Genomic DNA, 17971 nt, shown 5'->3' on the forward strand with positions numbered 1-17971 from the left:
GGCCGGCGCCCGCTCAGCGCGGCAGGGGCAGCTGATTCTCGAAGGGAACCTCCTCCGGCGCGGTGCCGTCGGGGGCCGTGATCGTGAAATGGCCGCGCAGGCGGATGTCCTCCGAGGACGCGCCGATCATCACCGTAAAGCGGCCGGGCTCGACGACCCACTCGTAACGGGCGTTGAGCAGCTGCAGGTGCCGGCGGCTGAGCGTGAAGGTGACGGGCTTCGTCTCGCCGGGGGCGAGCGAGACGCGGGCGAAGCCGCGCAGGGCCTTGTCCCAGGTCGTGACCGAGCTGAAGTCGTCGCGCAGGTAGAGCTGCACGACGTCGTCGCCCGCGCGCGTGCCGGTGTTGGTGACGTCGCAAGTGACGGTGATCGGCGTGTCGGCGCCGGCGCGCTCGGGCGCGAGGCGGAGGTTGGCGTAGGTGAAGGTCGTGTAGCTCAGGCCGTGGCCGAACGGGAACAGCGCGCCCGCCACCTGGCCCTCGTCGCGCGCCTGCGCGCCGGGGCGGGTGGGGAAGTTGAACGGCACCTGGCCCGCGCTGCGCGGGAAGGTGATCGGCAGGTGGCCGCTGGGGTTGACGTCGCCCAGCAGCACGTCGGCGAGCGCGGCGCCGGCCTCCTCGCCGGGGAACCAGAGCTCGACGATCGCAGGCACGTGCTTCGCGGCCCAGTTCACGCTCAGCGGGCGGCCGTTGCTCAGCACGAGCACCACGGGCTTGCCGGTGGCGTGGAGGGCGCGGAGCAGGTCGTCCTGATAACCGGGCAGGTCGAGGCTGACGCGGCTGGCGGACTCGCGGCTGATGTCGTCCGTCTCGCCGAGCACGGCCACGATGACGTCGACGTCGGCCGCCGCGGCGACGGCGGCGGCGATGCCGTCGCGCACGGCGCCGGAGGCGGGTTCCTTGAAGAGATCGCTTTCGGGGAAGTCAGCGTCCTTGGCCTCGACGCCCTTCGCGTAGCGCACCTCGACGCCGGCGGCGGCGAGCCGCGTGCGCAGGCCGGCGAGGGGCGTGATGAAGGCGAGCTGCTGCGGCGCGTAGCGCGACCACCAGCCGTGGGCGTTGTCGGCGAGCGGGCCGGCGACGAGGACCTTCCGGAGCTTCTTCACGTCGAGCGGCAGCGCGGCGCCCTCGTTCTTGAGCAGGACGATCGACTGGCGCGCGGCCAGGTGCGCGGCGGCGAGGTGGGCCGGGGCGCGCACGGTGCGCTCGGCCGCAGCCGGGTCGCGATAAGGGGCGTCGAAGAGACCGAGGCGGAACTTCACGCGCAGGATCTCGCGCACGCGCTCGTCGACGACCGCCAGCGGCAGCTTGCCGGTGCGGATCTGCTCCCGCAGCGGGCCGACGTAGACCTGCGGGGGCGTGAAGGTCGTGCGGATGTTCAGGCCGGCCTCGACGGCCTGGCGCACGGCGTCGCCGTAGGTGGGTGCGGTGCGGTGCTTGGTGTGGATGAACTCGACGGCGTCGCTGTCGGAGACGACGTAGCCCTTGAAGCCCCACTCGGTGCGGAGAATGTCGGTGAGGAATTTCTTCGAGGCCTCGATCGGCACGCCCTCGTAGTCGTTGTAGGAGGCCATGACGCCCATCGCGCCGCCTTCCTTCACCGCGCGGCGGAAGGGCTCGAGGTAGATTTCCTGCACGTCGCGCCAGGTCGCGGCCGGGTCGGTGCGCACGTGGCCGTCGCGGCCGCCCTTGGGGATCGAGTAGACGGCGAAGTGCTTCAGGGTCGACGCGACGCGCGACTCCTGGATGCCGCGCACCTGCTCGAGGCCGAGGGTGCTGACGAGGAACGGATCCTCGCCGTAGGTCTCGGTCGTGCGGCCCCAGCGCGGATCGCGGGCGAGGTCGAGGATGGGCGAATAGACGTTGCTGTAGCCGAGCGCGTGCGCCTCGCGGCCGGTGATGCGGCCGATCTCGCGGACGAGTTCCGGGTTGAACGCCGCGGCGACGCCGAGCTGGGACGGGAAGCTCGTCGCCTTGGCGTGCAGCAGGCCGCGGATGCCCTCGTTGGTGAAGTCCGCGGGGATGCCGAGCCGCGTCTGCTCTACGAACCAGCGCTGGATCTCGTTCAGCTGGCGCGTGTGGTTGGCCCAGGGGAGGTCGAACTTCGGATTGGGCAGGTCGCTCTTCCAGCCGAGGTTGCCGTTGGATTGTTCGTCGATGTTGCCGATGCCGTCCTTCCACAGCTCCTTGTCCCAGGCCGGCGTGGGCAACTCGTCTTTCAGCACGCGCGGGTAACCGTAGAGCGTGACCATCTGGGCGGTCTTCTCCTCGAGCGTCATGCGCGCGAGCAGGTCGGCGACGCGCGCCTCGAGCGGGGCGGCGGCGTCCTCGTAGGCGTCCTTCACGCCGTTCTTGTTCAGGTCGATCCAGCCGTCGTGATAGATCGCCGCGGAGGGGCGCGCGTCGATGAACTGGTCGGGCGTCGGCGCGGCGGCCAGGGAACCGGCGAGGGCGAGCGGAAGCAGCGCGAGGAGGCGGTGGGTCATCATGGGAAAGCGCACAAGGGAAGGGACGCCCGGGCGAAAGGCAACGGCGGCCCTGTCACTCCAAAGAGGGATTGCTTTCGACCAGGTCCCGCGCGCGCGCGTGGTGCGGATCGCGCTGCAGCACGCGTCGCAGCAGGCGGCGGGCCGGCGCTTCCTGCCCCAGGCCGAGGCGCGCCTGCGCCTCGAGGAACAGGGCGTGCGTGCGTTGCCGGGCGGCGAGGTCGTCCTCGAACAGGAGCATGGTCGGAAGCGAGGTGGCGAAATAGTCGATCTCCGCCGGCGCGCGGGCCAGCCGGCGGGCATGGGCGAGCAGTTCGCGGAACATCCGCTTGGACTTGGCCGGATGACCGAGGCGCTGCCAGGCCAGCGCGGAGAAGTAGGTCATTTCGGAGAACGCCCGGACGCTCATCGCCTGGAAGTCCCCGCGGAACGTCGCGGCCCGGCGCCAATGCCGGCGGGCGTCGGTGCGCAGCCCGGCGGCGGCAAGTGCGTCGCCGAGCCAGAGGTGGATGTCGCTCGGGTTGGCGAGCAGGTGCCGGGCTTCGCCGAGGTTCCCCGGCACGTCCAGTGCGGCGTCGAAGTGGGCGATGGCGGCGGGTGCGTCGCCGCGGGCGAGGGCGGCCCGGCCGAGGCGGAGGTGGGTGCGCGCGTGCTGGCCGAGCACGAGGCCTTCGCCGCCCTCCCAGGGCTGGAACCGGCGCGTGCGCAGGAGGGCGAGCGCGGCGTCGGAGCGTCCTGTCTGATTGTAGAGCGCGCACAGCTCGACGCTGAGGTCGTCGCGGCGCTGCACGAGGGCGAGGTTGGCCTCGAGTTCGCGCAGGCGTCGCACGGGAGACTCGCCCAGGCGTTTCCATAACTGATCGCGCTCGAACAGCAGGCGGGCGTCGTCGGGGGCCGCGCGGCAGGCGGCGGCGTAGGCCCGGCGGGCGAGCGCGGGACGGCGCAGGATGTTGAAGGCCGCGAGACCGAGGTTGCGCCAGGCGACGGCGTTGCCGGGCTCCCGGCGGACGGCGCGCTCCCAGAGGGCGATCGCCTCGCGGTGCCGGCGGCGGTCGTAGAACAGGTTGCCGAGGTAGAACGCCGCCCGGGCGTCGTCGGGCGCGGCGGCCAGGGCGGATTCGAGGATGGCGATCTCCTCGACGCGGGCGGGGAAGCAGTAGTCCGGCGCCGCCGCGCGCGCGGCGGCGAGATGCGCGGGTGCGGCGCGGCGATCGAGGCGCTGACTGAGCCACGCGCGGTAGTAGCCGAGCAGCGGTGCGGTCCCCTCGGCGGCGGACGGCGCGGCGTCCGCCAGCACGTCGAGGGCCTGGCCGAAGAAACCGGCGCGGGCGTAGTCGAGCGCGAGATCGAGGCGGACCTGCGTGTCGCCGGGCACGCGCTCGCCGAGCAAATGCCGGCTCCAGGCATCGAGCGGGTCGAGCTGCAGCGTGGCCCGGAGGACGGCGTCGGCCTCGGCGTCGCGCTCGAGCTTGCGCAGCACCAGCGCCTGGAGATTGCGCGCGCGGAGATTGTCGGCGTTGAGGCGGAGGCTGCGCTCGAGGTGCCCGAGCGCGGCGCCCCAGTCGCGCCGCAGGCAGTCGATCTCGGCGAGCGCGTGGAAGCCGGCGGATTGCCAGGCCTGGTCCCAGGTCGCCTTGTGCGCGGCGGCATAGGCGTCGCGGAGGAGGGAGACTGCGTGTCGTCCGGCGCGGGGGCGCTCGCGAACCAGCGCAGCACGTGGCAGCGGGCCAGCTGGTAATGCGCCTCGCCGTCGGCGGGATTGGGATTGCGGGCAGTGAGGCGGGCGATGCTGGACCGGAGGTGGCGCTCGGCGGCGGCCCATTCGCCGCGGCGCAGGTGCCAGCGGCCGAGGGCCAGGTGGCAGCGCGAATCGCCGGGATCGCGCCGGAGCGCCTCGCGCCAATAGGCCTCGGGGGCGCGGGTGGCGTGGCGGTATTGCTCGAGGTGCAGGCCGGTGAGATAGAGCTCATCGCCGCTCGCGATGGCGGCGGGCGAGGGCGGCTCGGTCGCCGCGTGCGCGGCGAGTTCGGCCGGCGTGACGCGCCGCGGGGCCACGGGGCGATAGGAAATCAACTCGCGGCCCGCGGCGGTGAGGGAGAGCGCGAGTTCCTCCATCCGCGCGCCGCGCGGCAGGGACACGTGCTCGACCAGCGGCTGGGCCGGCGCGAGGTCGCGGGTGAACTCGGCCAGCGTGCGTCCGCCGCGCGCGAGCCGCACGCGGGCGCCGGGCTGCGCGGCGGTGACCGCGGCGCCGAGGCGCACGCGACGGTCCTCGAGGCGCAGGCTGAGCGCCGCTTCGGTGTTCGCGGCGTGGGCGGGACCGATCTCGCGGATCGGATACCAGTGCTGCGTCCAGGTTTTCGTCTCCCCGGGATGGAGGAAGGAGAAGTCGGGCTGGTTGTCGGTGTAGACGCCGGCCATCAGCTCGATGTAGGGGCGGTGCTCGCCGTGTTCGTCGGCGTCGGTGAGGTTGCGGTCCCAGGCGTAGCCGAACTCGTGGTTGCCCCAGGTCCACTGCTTCTTGCCCGGCGCGATGTGGTGGTCGGCGACGTGCACGAGGCCGGTGCGGGCGCGATGGTCGTAGCCGCCGAAGAAATCGCCCTGCGTGCCCATGCACATGTAGGACGTGGGCACGGGGATGTTGGCATACCACGAGAGATCGGCGGGCGAGTAGCCGCCCGGGGGACGGTAAAGTCGCGGCGCCTCGTCGGGCGGCACGCCGTGCCGTCCGCGCGCGGCGTAGTCGACGCCGTAGTAGCGGCCCGCGCAAAGGGGAACGTGCTCATCGCGCGCTTGGCGTGGTCGGCGACGAAGGTGGCGTCGGGCGGGAAGAACGATTGGTAGTGCTCGTGGACGCGCGTGGCGACGTTGGCCCACCAGAGGAAAGTCTGCGTGTCGGCGGTGCGATTGTAGACGCGCGCGCGGAGCTCGAGCACGGCGCGGCCGGGGCGCAGGCAGACGCCGTGCATGCCCTTCATGCGCGCCATCGGGTCGTGCTCGCTGAGCCAGACCGTCGCGGCGCCGTCGGCGTGCGATTCGACGTGCACGTCGGCGGGCATGAAGGTCGAGGGTCGGTGGTGCTGCGGCCAGTTGAACTCGATGCCGCCGCTGATCCACGGGCCGGCGAGGCCGACGAGAGCGGGCTTGATGACCGGCTGGTGATAGATGACGTCGGTGCCGTTCGTCTTGTCGATCAGCCGGTGGATGCGGCCGCCGAGCTGCGGCAGGATCATCACGCGCAGGAATTCGTTCTCGACGAACACGGCCTGCCATTCGCGCGGCGCCGGCTTCTCCGCGATCCGGTCGCAGACCGGCAGCGGGTAGACGCGTCCGCTCGAGCCCTGGTAGACGCGTTTCTCGAGAAACATCGGGTTGCGGTCGGGCGGCTGCGGCTCGTAGGTGGGCAGCACGACAGTTTCGCAGCGGACGGAAACGGGGCTCATCAGGCGGGGCGGGGGGCGCGATGGAGCCAATCGCACGCAGCCCATCCGAGCGACGCGCCCGCTGCCGGACAGTCCTGCAAATTTGGGCGGGTTTCGGCTTCCGCGGCCGGGCGGCGCGCGCATCGTGGGTGGGTCAAACCACCGATGGCGACACTCTCACTTCATGGCGAATGGCGGCTCGCGCTCGATCACAGCGACGCGGGCGTGGCCGCGCGCTGGTTCGCCCGCCCACTCGGGGAGGAGCGCGTGCAGTTGCCCGGTTCGCTGTCCGCGCAGCGACAGGGCGAGGCGGTGACCGCGGAAACCCGGTGGACGGGCACGATCTTCGACCGCAGCTATTTCACGGCGCCCGAGTATGCGCCCTTCCGTCCGCCGCATCCGGTCCGGCTGCCGTTCTGGCTGACGCCTGAGACCGTATATGTCGGCGCCGCGTGGTATCAGCGCGAGATCGAGGTGCCGGAGGCCTGGGCCGGACGGCGGGTGCGGTTGCTGCTGGAGCGGCCGCACGGACAGACGCGCGTCTGGCTCGACGGCCGTGAAGTCGGCGCCGGCGACAGCCTGAGCACGCCGCACGAGTTCGACCTCGGCGCGGTCGCGACGCCCGGGCGGCACACGCTCACCTTGCGGGTCGACAACCGCCTCGCCATCGACGTGGGGGAGAACGCGCACAGCGTCAGCGACCACACCCAGGGCAACTGGAACGGCGTCGTCGGCGCGATCGCGCTGCGCGCGACCGATCGCGCGTGGATCGAGGACCTGCAGGTTTATCCCGACGTGGACGCGCGCGCCGTAACGGTGCGAGGATGGGTGAAGACCGGCGATGGTGCGGCGGCGGCGGTGGGCGTGCGGCTGGCGTGCGGCGCGGTGGCGTCCGAAGTGCCGGTGGACGCGGACGGCCGTTTCGTCGGCCGCCTCGCGCTGGGGGCCGATGCCGCGCGGTGGGACGAGTTTGCGCCGGCGCTGCACACGCTCCGCGCGCAGCTGCCGGGCGGTGAGGAGCGGAGCGTCCGCTTCGGCCTGCGCGAGGTGCGGCGCGACGGACGGCGCCTGTTGTTCAACGGCCGGCCGCTCTTCCTGCGCGGGACGCTGGACTGCGCGGTGTTTCCGCGGACCGGATTTCCGCCGACCGACGTCGCGGAGTGGCGGCGCATCCTCGGCGCGATCAAGGCGCATGGGCTGAACCACGTGCGCTTCCATTCCTGGTGTCCGCCCGAGGCGGCGTTCGTCGCCGGGGACGAGTTGGGCCTGTATTTCCAGGTCGAGGCGGCGACCTGGCCCAACGCCGTCGCGGTGCTCGCCTTCAACTCGCCGCGCGGCATCGGCGACGGCGAGGCGGTCGATGCGTGGGCGCTCGCGGAGGGCGAGCGCATCCTGCGCGCCTACGGCAACCATCCGTGCTTCCTGCTCTTCGCCGCCGGCAACGAGCCCGGCGGACCGAGGCACCGCGACTACCTCGCGCGCTGGGTCGAGGCGATGCGCGCGCGCGATCCGCGCCATCTCTACACCGGCGCGGCCGGCTGGCCGGAACTGCCGGAGAACGATTTTCACGTCCTGCCCGAGTCGCGGGCGCACCAGTGGGGCGACGGCCTGGCGAGCCGGATGAACGCGACGCCGCCCGCCACCGTCGCCGACTACCGCACGAGCGTCGAGCGGCGGGAGGCGCCGCTGCTCAGTCACGAAATCGGGCAGTGGTGCGCCTATCCGGCACTCGAGACGGCGCCGAAACACGATGGCCATTTGCGGGCGGGCAACTACGAGATTTTCGCGGCATGGCTGCGCGCGCGCGGGCTCGCAGAGCGCGTCGGCGATTTCGGCCGCGCGGCGGGACGCCTGCAACTCGCGTGTTACAAGGAGGAGATCGAGGCGCAGCTCCGCACGCCCGGGCTGGCCGGATTTCAACTGCTCGGCCTGCAGGATTTTCCGGGGCAGGGGACCGCGCCGGTGGGCGTGCTCGACCATTTCTGGGAGTCGAAAGGCTACGCGAGCCCGGCGGAGTTTCGCCGGTTCTGCGGTCCGACGGTGCCGCTCGCGCGCCTGCCCGCGCGCGTGTTCGCGGCCGGCGAGATCGTGGAGGCCGAGATCGAGATCGCGCATTTCGGCCCGCAGCCGCTCCGCGGTGCCGTCGTGCGCTGGCGGATCGAGGAGGCGGACGGCGCGACGCTCGCTGCGGGCGAGTTGCCGCCCGGCGACGTGCCGCTCGGCAGCGGCCACCGGCTCGGGACGATCCGCGTGCCGGTGACCGCGAGCGCCGGGGCGCGCCAGGTGCGCATGGTCGTCGGAGTGGCCGGCACGGCCATCGAGAACGACTGGTCGCTGTGGTTCTATCCGGCCCGGCCGGCCGTGGCGGCGCCGGACGGGGTGCACGTGACGCGTGCGTTCGATGCGTCGGCGGAGGCGGTGTTACGCGGCGGCGGGCGGGTGGTGCTGTCCGTCGGTCGCGGCCGCGCGCGCGGCGACCACCGCGGACGGGTCGAACTCGGTTTCACGCCGATCTTCTGGAACACCGCGTGCACCCAACGGCAGGCTCCCCACACGCTCGGCATCGTGTGCGATCCCCGGCATGCCGCGCTCGCCGGTTTCCCGACGGAGGCGCATTCCGACTGGCAATGGTGGCACGTGCTCGCCCGCGCGGACGCCTTGCGGCTCGACGGGTGGCCGCCCGGTCTGCGGCCGGTCGTCGAAGTCATCGACGATTGGTATACCTGCCGCCGCCTGGGGCTGATCCTCGAGGCGCGCGTCGGTGCGGGCCGGTTGCTCGTGAGCGGCGCCGACCTCGAGGGCGATCTGGCGGGCAACCCGGTGGTCCGGCAATTGCGGGCGAGCATGCTGGCTTACGCGGCGAGCGAGGCCTTCGCGCCGGCGTGCGAGGTCACGCCGGACGCCGTCCGGGCGCTGTTTTCCTGACCCCGGCGCCGGACTATCCGAAAGCGACTGGCTTTGCTCGCGCGGCACGCGTGTAATTCTCGACTCCCGGCCGCGCCCAGCGGCCCCGTCGCCCCAACCTCCGCCATGAACACCTGGATTCGCCGCCTCGCCGTCATCGCCCTGCTCGCCGCTTCGTTGATTGGTCCCGCTGCGCGTGCGGCCGTGGGGCAGGGGACGAAGCTCTACCATGGCGCCGCCTACTATCCCGAGCTCTGGCCGGAGGCGGACGTCGCCCGCGACATCGCCGAGATGAAAAAACTCGGGATCAACGTGGTGCGCGTCGGCGAATTTGCCTGGGCGAAGATGGAGCCGGACGAGGGCAGGATGGACTTCAGTTTCTTTCAGCGCGTGTTCGATCAGCTCCACGCCGCCGGCATCGATGTCGTGCTCTGCACGCCGACCGCCACGCCGCCGATCTGGCTGAGCCACGGGCATCCCGAGCGCGCGTTCATCGACGCCGAGGGGCGGGCGATGATCCACGGCGCGCGCCAGCACATGTCGTATGAAAACCCCGAGGTTCGCGCGGCGTGCCTGCGCATCGTGGCGGCGGAGGCGACGGCGCTCGGCCGGCATCCCGCCGTCATCGCCTGGCAGATCGACAACGAGCTGAAGTGTCACGTGGCCGAGGATTTCAACCCGTCCGCCATCGCCAACTGGCAGCGCTGGCTGGAGAAGCGCTACGGCACGATCGAGGCGCTCAACGCCGCCTGGGGCACCGAAATCTGGAGCCAGCGTTACCAGCGTTTCGACCAGGTGCCCGCGCCGCTGCGCACGCCGTTCCTGCACAACGCGTCGCTCAGCACGGCCTACCGGATGTTCAATCGCGAGCGCACGGCCGATTTAGTCGCCGAGCAGTGTGCGGAAATCCGCCAGCACTCGTCGGCGCCGATCACGCACAACACGATGCGCTGGTTCAGCGTCGGGCTCGAGAGCCTGCACGCGCCGCTCGATTTCGCGTCGTTCGACGACTACCCGTCGAGCAAGGACTGGCGGAATCTGATCGTGGATTACGACCTGTTCCGCGGCGCGAAACCCGGCCGGGCGTTCTGGGTGATGGAAACCAGCGTCGCGCACAACGGCTGGCTGAGCAACCACGAGCCCGCGCATCCGCCGGGCTTCCTCGAGGTTGAGGCCGTGGCGGACTACGCCCTCGGGGGCGAGGCCTTCTGCTACTGGCTCTGGCGCCAGCAGCGCACCGGCTGCGAGCTGCCGCACAGCGCGATTCTCAGCGCGTGGGGCAAGCCGACGCTCGGCTACGCGCCGGTGGAGCGCGTCGAGGCCGCGCGCCGGCGCCTCGAGCCGCTGCTCGCGGCGAGCCAGCCCGCGCCGAGCGAAGCGGCCGTGACCTGGTCAGACCTCGCCCGCGCCATGTGGCAGACCGAGCCGCTCGGCGCCAATCGCACGCACCCCGTCGACTACCAGAAGGCGATCGGCGACTGGCACTCGCTGCTGATGGACGCCGGCATCCCGCGCGACATCCGCTTCGAAGGCGCGCCGCTCGACGGCTTGAAGCTGCTCGTCACGCCGATGATGCCGCACGTGAGCGTCGCGTTCCTGGCCAAGGTGGAGAAATTCGTCCGCGCCGGCGGCGTGTGGATCTGCGGCCCGCTCACCGGCGGCCGCACCGCCGAGCACACCGTGCCGACGGACGCCGCGCTCGGCGCGCTGGAGAAGCTCGCCGGCATCGAGGTCGTGTATTCCTTTCCCGTCAACGGCATCGACGCCCAGGCCGAGGCCGCCGGCGTCTCCGCGCCCCTGGCGGGCTGGTGCAACGCGCTGCGTCCCGCGGCTCCCGAGACGCAGATCGTCGGCACGCTGCGGACCGACCGGGTCGAGCCCGGGCTGGCGTTCGCCACCGAGCGGCCGCTCGACCGCGGCGCGATCGTCGTGCTCGGCGCGGAGCCCCAAGGCGACGCGGGCAAGACGATGCTCGCGAAGCTCGTGACGCACTACGCCGGACGCGCGGCGCTCGGCAGCCGCTACACCGCCACGCCCGGCACGCTGGTCGCGCCGCGCGTCGCCGCCGACGGCCACCGCCTCTGGATCGCAGTGAACCTGGACGGCGCGGGCGGCGAGGTGCAGCTGCCCACGGCGGCGACCGATGCGCTGACGCACGCGGCGCTGCCCGCCGGCGCGCTCAAGCTCGGCCGCTACGAGTGGCGCGCCGTGCGTTTCTGAATTTCCTCTCCTTCCCTCGATGAGCCACACCCTCGATCTTTCTCACGGTGACTTCACGCTGCCCGGCGAAGCCGGCTACGAGCAGCTCACGCTGCGCCTCGCCAAGAAATGGGGCGCCGACACCATCCGCGACTCCGACGGCACCCAGCTCTCGCCCGAGATCGTGCAGTCCGGCTACGCGATCTACTCGACGCTCTGCCTCGTGCGCTCGGTGCAACCCTGGGCGCGCGTCAACCGCGACAAGCTCCAGCAGAACTTCCTCATGAGCTTCCCGGTCGTGGCCGAGAAGGCGAAGACGACGATCACGCTGCTCGCCGGCTTCTACACCGAGCAGTTCGTGGTGAACTTCGGCGACAGCCCGAAGCGCTGGTGGCAGGTCTTCGACCGCACCACGGGCAAGGAGGTCGCGAAGACGAAGTGGTCGTTCAACGCGAAGAAGGGCACCGTCACCATCGACGGCACCGTGCCCGGCCATCGCTACACCGTGAACTTCCTCGCCTTTCGCATCTGGGAGGAAATCTCGATGTATAATCACCTCACCAACAACTGGGGTGACCGCGAGCATCTCGCCGCCGTCGATCCGATGCAGCCCGAGACGCAGAAGGTGCTGCTTGCCTATCTGGACCGGTGGCTGCGCGAGCACCCGGACACCAAGGTCGTCCGCTTCACCTCGATGTTCTACAATTTCTCGTGGTTCTGGGGCGCCGACCACGCGAAGCTGCGCGACATCTACTCCGATTGGGGCGACTACGAGATGACCGTCAGCCCGCGGGCGCTGACGCTGTTCGAGAAGAAATATGGCTACCGGCTCACGTCGGAGGACTTCGTCAACGGCGGCCTCTACAACTCCACGCACAACGCGCCGTCGCGCCGCTACCGCGACTACATGGATTTCGTGCACGACTTCGTGATCGAGTTCGGCCGCCAGTGCATCGATCTCGTCCACCAATACCAGAAGCTCGCCTACGTGTTCTACGACGACCACTGGGTCGGCGTGGAGCCGAGCAGCCCGCGCTTCAAGGAGTTCGGCTTCGACGGCCTGATCAAGTGCGTCTTCAACGCCTTCGAGGTGCGTCTCTGCGCGCACTCGACCGGCGCGAAGACGCGCGAGCTGCGCCTGCACCCGTATCTTTTCCCGACCGGCCTCAAGGGCGAGCCGACCTTCAAGGCCGGCGGCAACCCCACGCTCGACGCGAAGAACTTCTGGATCGACGCCCGCCGCGGCCTCGTGCGCGCGCCGATCGACCGCATCGGCCTCGGCGGCTACCTGTCGCTGGTCGAGCCGTTCCCGGATTTCCAGGACTACATCGAGGGACTCGCGCAGGAGTTTCGCCTCCTGAAATCCTTTCACCGCGGCGACCGGCCCTGGAGCGCGCCGTTCAAGGTGGCCGTGCTCACGGCCTGGGGCGACCTGCGCGCGTGGACTTGCTCGGGCCACTTCACGCCCGGCGTCGCGCTCTACGACGTGCTCGAGTCGCTCGCCGGTCTCGCGCTCGACGTGCAGTTCATCAGCTTCGACGACCTCGTGGCCAAAGGCGTGCCGAAGGGCGTGCAGGCGATCATCAACTGCGGCCGCGCCGGCACGGCGTGGAGCGGCGGGCATTACTGGGACGACCCGCGCGTCGAGGCCATCCTCACGCAGTTCGTGCAGAAGGGCGGCGGCCTCGTCGGCATCGGCGAGCCCAGCGCGCGCCCCACGCCCGGCCAACAGTTCAAGCTCGCCCGCGTGCTCGGCGTCGACCGCGAGACCGGCGAGCGCGTGGCCAACGGCAAATACAGGTTCGCCGTCCCGCCCGCGCCCGTCGCCCCGCACTTCATCACCGCCGACGTCACCGCGCCGCTCGATCTCGCCAAGGAGACGGACGGGCTCTTCGTGCTCGGCGGCGACACGCAGGTGCTGGCGGAACGCGACGGCGCGCCGCGCCTGGCCGTGCATGCTTTCGGCCGCGGCCGCTCGATCTATCTCAGCGGGTTCAAATTCACCTTCGAGAACACGCGCCTGCTGCACCGCGCGCTCTTCTGGGCGGCGTCCCGGGACGCCGCGTGGGGCGCGTGGCAGTCGGGCAACGTGAAGACGGAGGCCACGTATTTTGCGAAGGCCGGAAAGCTCGTCGTGATCAACAACGCGGGCACCGACGAGCGCACGACCGTGACGCTCGCCGACGGCCGGACGGCGAAGTCCGTTTCGCTGGAGGCCCACGGCATCGCGATCCTCGACGTTTAGGGCCGAAGGGCGTGCGCCGGGCAGGCCGACCGGCCGGGGGCGGCCCGCGCTGCGGGCTTGCGCTCAAATTGCGGCTAAGAAAGCTGGCGCTCGCTCGTCGGACATTCGCACCCTGCCTCCGCTCCATGCGCCGTTTCCACGCCTCCTTCGCCCTGCTTGTCTCATTTGCCGCCCTGTTCACCGCCGCCCTGGCGGCGGACCAGGAGGCGCTCGAAAAGCGCTTCAAGGACGCGAACGCCAAGCTCGACGCCGGCGAAACCCAGCCGGCGCTGGAGATCTACAACGAGATCCTGGAAGCCGAGCCGAAGGCCGGCAACGTCTGGGTCATGCGGGCGATCGCGAAGTGGAAGCTGAAGGACCTGAGCGGTGCGCGCGCCGATCTCGCCCAAGCCATCGCGCTGCATCCCGACAACATCGACGCCTACCGCGTGCGTGGTCAGCTGCGCTACGAGGCCAAGGACTATGCCAACAGCCTCGCGGATTTCACGCAGGCTATCGACCTGGTGAACGACAACGCGAAGTCGCTCGCGGCCGCGGGCGACAAGGCCGCGGCGAGCGCCCACGAGAAGGCGAACGTCGAGCTCTGGGGCATGCGCGCCGAGGTGGAGAGCAAACTTGAGGACCGTGCGGCGGCCCGCAGCGACCTCACGCGGGCCCTCGAGCTCAAACCGGAGTATGTTGCCGCGCGCTACCTCCGCGCGCAGCTCTACGAGGCCGACCAGCAGGTGGACGAGGCGGAGGCGGATTACACGAAAACCATCGAGCTCAGCCCGCAGCACGCCGACGCGCTGAACAACCGCGCGTGGCTTCGCTTCCACCAGCTGAAGTGGGACGAAGCCATCGCCGATGGCAGGAAGGCGCTGGAAATCGTGCCCAAGGCGGCCCCCGCGCTGCGGGTGGTGGGCTACGCGCAATTTGCGAAGGGGACTACGCCGCCGCGGCGAAGACCCTCGCCGCGGCCGCGGATGCCGAGCCGACCACGGGTGCGGCCTACCCGCTCTTCGTCCGTCATCACGCCCTGCTGCGCGTCGGCGAGCCCGACAAGCGGGTGGCAACCTCCTGGGGCAACTGGAAGGACGAGCCGTGGCTGCAGGCGCTCGCGAAGTTCATCACGGGACAAATCGACGAGGAGGCGCTCGAGGCCGTCGCGAAGGACACGCCGGACGACGGCGAACTCATGGGCCGGGCGTGCGAGATGCATTTCTACATCGGTCTCGCGCGCCGGCAGGCCGGCGACAAGTCGACGGCGCGTCTGCGCTTCCAGTCGGCGTTGAAGACCGAGCAGAAGACCTATGTCGAGGACGCGCTCTCGCACGCTGAACTGGCGCGCTTGAAGTGAGGCGATTGTGGAGTTGAGCGATGACGTCGCTCCCGGCAGCTTCGCCGCGCATGAGATGGTTGCCCCGCGCCTTTGTCCCGCTGCTCGCCGCCGTGCTGGTGGGTGCGCAGGTTGGCTGTTCGCATCTTGCGCCGGTGCCGGCACCGATGACGTCGCCGCCACCGGAGGTTTCGGAGCACGAGGCGAACGAGGCGGCCCGTGCCGAGGTCGAAGCTCGCGCCCGCGCAGAGGCGGAACGAGCTCAGCGCCGCGAGTCCTTCGCGCGGACGGGAGCACCCCGGCCGACGCCGGCGGCGAGCAGGAATCCCAATGTCGCACGCGGCTTCGAATTCGATCAAGTGCGGGTGTTCTTCGCGACTGATCGCAAGGAATCAGCCATCGGCGAATTCGGGGGCGACCGCGGCGCCGCGATCACTTATGGCAGCTTGTTCATCAGCGTCCCCCGTGGTCATCAAATTGGCGCCACTGACCGGCCGTCGATGTGGCGGCTCGAATTCTCCGAGGATCCGCGCAAACACATGGTCATCGTGCGTCGCTCGACCTTTCCCCGCGACGACTTCATCGCGGACATTCGCGAAACCCTCGCCCGGGGCGGCAGCGAGGCGTCTTTCGTCTTCGTGCATGGCTACAACGTCGCCTTCGACGACGCCGCACGCCGCACGGCGCAAATAACCTACGACCTCGATTTCCAAGGTGCGCCGGTGTTTTACAGCTGGCCGTCGCAGGCCTCGCTCGAGGGCTATACCGTCGATGAAGCGAACGTCGAGTGGTGCACGCTCAACCTGAAAAACTTCCTGCTCGATTACGCGCAGAACTGCGGGGCGAAGGACATCTACCTCATCGCGCACTCGATGGGCAATCGCGCCCTGACGCGCGCGGTTGCCGCACTCTTTACCGAACACCCCGAGCTGAAAGGGCGATTCAAGGAAATCATCCTCACGGCGCCCGATATCGACGCCGACGTCTTCAAGCGCGAGATCGCCCCGAAGCTCGCCGCCGGCTGCGACAAGATCACGCTCTACGTCTCCGACGGCGATAAGGCGCTGCTCGCGTCGAAGAAAGTCCACGGTTATCCACGGCTCGGCGACGCGGCGACGGGCATCGCCGTCGTGCCCGGCGTGGAAACGGTCGACGCCTCCGGCCTGGACACGAGTTTTCTCGAACACTCCTACTTCGCCGAGAGCGGCTCCGTGCTGAAAGACATCCGCCGCCTCGTGCTCGAAGGCCTGCGCGCCGCGCAGCGCGGTTTGACGGAAAAGCAGGTAGGCGCGGACGGGCGTTATTGGAAGTTCGAGCTGAATCCAGTGCCGTAACCCGCGTTGCCGAAAACAGCCGCGGAGTCAGCGCAGAGCGACATGCGCTCGGGGCGATCGCGATTCTCGCAGCCTACAAAGTTTGCGCGACCGTCGAACTCAGAACCCGGGCATGCCCATGCCGCCGCCCTTGCCGCGCATGGCTTCCATCTGGCGCATGAGCTTCTTCTGATTTCCGCCCTTCATCATCTTCATGAGCTTCTGCATCTGCTCGAACTGCTTCATGAGCTGATTGACCTCGACGACTTTCACGCCCGCGCCTTGGGCGATGCGGATGCGGCGGTTGCCATTGAGGATGGCGGGCTTCCGGCGCTCCTGCACGGTCATGGAGAGGATGATGGCTTCGGTGCGCTTCATCTGCTTGTCGGCGTCGCCGGGCAGTTCCACGCCGCTCATGCCCGGCATCATGCCGAGGATGGACTGCATCGAGCCCATCTTCTTCACCTGCTGCATCTGCGCGAGGAAGTCCTCGAGGTTGAAGTCCGCCTTGCGCAGCTTTTCCGCCATGCGCTCGGCTTCCTTCTGGTCGATCGTCTCCTGCGCCTTCTCGACCAGCGACACGACGTCGCCCATGCCGAGGATGCGCGAGGCGAGACGATCGGGGTGAAACACCTCGAAGTCGCCCGTCTTTTCGCCCGTGCCGACGAATTTGATCGGCACGCCGGTGACGCTCTTGATCGAGAGCGCGGCGCCGCCGCGGGCGTCGCCGTCCATCTTCGTGAGGATGAGGCCGGTGAGGGAGAGCGCGTCGTGGAAGGCCCTCGCGACGTTCACGGCTTCCTGGCCGAGGGCGCCGTCCGCGACGAGGATGATCTCGTCCGGCTGCACCTTCGCGCTGAGCTTTTTCACTTCCTCGATCAGATCGGTGTCGATCTGGAGGCGGCCGGCGGTGTCGAAGAGGATGATGTCGGCGTTCGCCGCAGTCGCGGCGTCGAGGGCCTTCGCGCCGATCGCGGGCACGTCCTTCGACGTGCGGTCGCAGTAGAAACCGAGTTCTTCCTGCTTCGCGAGGATCTCGAGCTGGTCGATGGCGGCGGGACGATAGACGTCGCACGCGACGACGAACGGCCGGGCGCCTTTTTTCTTCAGCAGCTTGCCGAGCTTGGCGGTCGAGGTGGTTTTGCCGGAGCCGTGCAAGCCGACCATCAGGATCTTGAGCGGACGCTTGGCCGAGAGTTCGGTCGTGCCTTCGCCGAGGAGCTTCACGAGCTCGTCGTGGATGATCTTGATGACCATCTGGCCCGGCGTGACGGACTTCAGGACCTCTTGGCCGACAACGGCCTGCTGCACGCGCTCGATGAATTCGCGGGCGACCTTGAAGTGGACGTCGGCGGCGAGCAGGGCGGCGCGCACTTCCTTGAGCGCGTCGGCCATGTTTTCCTCGGACAGCTTGCCGACGCCGCGGAGGTTGCGCAGCGCGTTGGTCAGTTTGTCGGTCAGGGATTCGAACATCGGAAGGGGCAGGGAAACCAAGTCGCGGCGCTAGGCCATCCCAAATTTATGCCACAAGCCCGAATGAATTAAAGGTGGCGTCGGGCGCGCCCGATTTGCCAGCTTCCTGCTCCCATGAACCCTGTTCTCAAGCTGTTGCTCGAAGGCGGCCAGCTCTCCACTGCCCAAATGGCGCAGGTGGCGGGCTTGTCCGAATCCGTCGTCCATCAGCACCTGGAACAGTTGAAGAAAGATAAAATCTTCCTCGGCTGGCGTCCGGTGCTCGATCTCTCGCGCGACGCCGCCGCAGCTACCGTGCGGGCCGTCATCGAGGTCCGCATCACTCCGGAACGGGGCGGCGGTTTCAACCGCCTGGCCGAGCGCATCAGCCGGTTCGACGAAGTCGAGTCGTGCTTCCTCATGTCGGGCGGTTACGACCTGCTCCTCTTCGTCAAGGGCACCACGCTCCAGCGCGTCGCGGCCTTCGTCTCCGAGAAACTGTCGACGATCGAGGGCGTGCTCTCGACCTCCACGCATTTCCAACTCCGCTGCTACAAGGACCAGGGCTTCATCCTCGATCAGGCCGAGTCCTCGGGCGAGCGGTTGAACGTCGCGCCTTGACCGGGAGGACAA

The 17971-nt window shown here is 69.6% G+C and carries 9 protein-coding genes and 2 pseudogenes; 6 read left to right on the forward strand and 5 right to left on the reverse strand.

What is annotated here, in order from left to right; translation table 11 throughout:
• Positions 1 to 13: 13 nt before the first annotated feature.
• From ACMYLB_RS11275 to ACMYLB_RS11290, 4 genes and pseudogenes are all read right to left on the reverse strand, one after another.
• Positions 14 to 2488, reverse strand: coding sequence for a glycoside hydrolase family 3 N-terminal domain-containing protein (locus tag ACMYLB_RS11275; RefSeq protein WP_415911012.1), 2475 nt, complete (start codon positions 2486 to 2488; stop codon positions 14 to 16).
• Between the two features lie 52 nt (positions 2489 to 2540).
• Complete coding sequence (locus tag ACMYLB_RS11280) at positions 2541 to 4307, reverse strand: tetratricopeptide repeat protein (RefSeq protein WP_415911013.1); 1767 nt, start codon at positions 4305 to 4307, stop codon at positions 2541 to 2543.
• 569 nt (positions 4308 to 4876) lie between these two features.
• Positions 4877 to 5104 (reverse strand): annotated as a pseudogene (locus tag ACMYLB_RS11285) (DUF5107 domain-containing protein); the annotation flags it as partial.
• A gap of 212 nt (positions 5105 to 5316) precedes the next feature.
• Positions 5317 to 6051, reverse strand: a pseudogene (locus tag ACMYLB_RS11290) (DUF5107 domain-containing protein); the annotation flags it as partial.
• Positions 6052 to 6072: 21 nt separating this feature from the next.
• Here ACMYLB_RS11290 and ACMYLB_RS11295 point away from each other — a divergent pair.
• The 5 genes from ACMYLB_RS11295 (at position 6073) to ACMYLB_RS11315 (ending at position 15907) form a co-directional block, all read left to right on the forward strand.
• Positions 6073 to 8832, forward strand: a complete 2760-nt coding sequence (locus tag ACMYLB_RS11295) for a sugar-binding domain-containing protein (protein ID WP_415911014.1) — start codon at positions 6073 to 6075, stop codon at positions 8830 to 8832.
• Positions 8833 to 8937: 105 nt separating this feature from the next.
• Complete coding sequence (locus ACMYLB_RS11300) at positions 8938 to 11031, forward strand: beta-galactosidase (RefSeq protein WP_415911015.1); 2094 nt, start codon at positions 8938 to 8940, stop codon at positions 11029 to 11031.
• A 19-nt stretch (positions 11032 to 11050) separates the two neighbouring features.
• Positions 11051 to 13255, forward strand: coding sequence for a 1,3-beta-galactosyl-N-acetylhexosamine phosphorylase (gene gnpA / locus ACMYLB_RS11305; RefSeq protein WP_415911016.1), 2205 nt, complete (start codon positions 11051 to 11053; stop codon positions 13253 to 13255).
• A 125-nt stretch (positions 13256 to 13380) separates the two neighbouring features.
• Complete coding sequence (locus ACMYLB_RS11310; protein WP_415911017.1) at positions 13381 to 14529, forward strand: tetratricopeptide repeat protein; 1149 nt, start codon at positions 13381 to 13383, stop codon at positions 14527 to 14529.
• Between the two features lie 115 nt (positions 14530 to 14644).
• Positions 14645 to 15907 (forward strand): alpha/beta hydrolase, encoded by a 1263-nt coding sequence (locus ACMYLB_RS11315; RefSeq protein WP_415911018.1) that lies wholly within the window; start codon positions 14645 to 14647, stop codon positions 15905 to 15907.
• A 99-nt stretch (positions 15908 to 16006) separates the two neighbouring features.
• Here the strand turns inward: ACMYLB_RS11315 and ffh are convergent, their stop codons facing one another.
• Positions 16007 to 17359, reverse strand: coding sequence for a signal recognition particle protein (gene ffh / locus ACMYLB_RS11320; RefSeq protein WP_415911019.1), 1353 nt, complete (start codon positions 17357 to 17359; stop codon positions 16007 to 16009).
• 114 nt (positions 17360 to 17473) lie between these two features.
• On the opposite strand from ffh, the gene ACMYLB_RS11325 reads away from it, so the two are divergent.
• Entirely contained in the window at positions 17474 to 17959 is a 486-nt protein-coding gene (locus tag ACMYLB_RS11325) for an Lrp/AsnC family transcriptional regulator (RefSeq protein WP_415911020.1), read from the forward strand.
• The last annotated feature ends 12 nt before the right edge of the window (positions 17960 to 17971 follow it).

This window comes from Oleiharenicola sp. Vm1 (assembly GCF_047777955.1).
In the GTDB taxonomy this organism is placed as follows: Bacteria; Verrucomicrobiota; Verrucomicrobiia; order Opitutales; family Opitutaceae; genus Didemnitutus.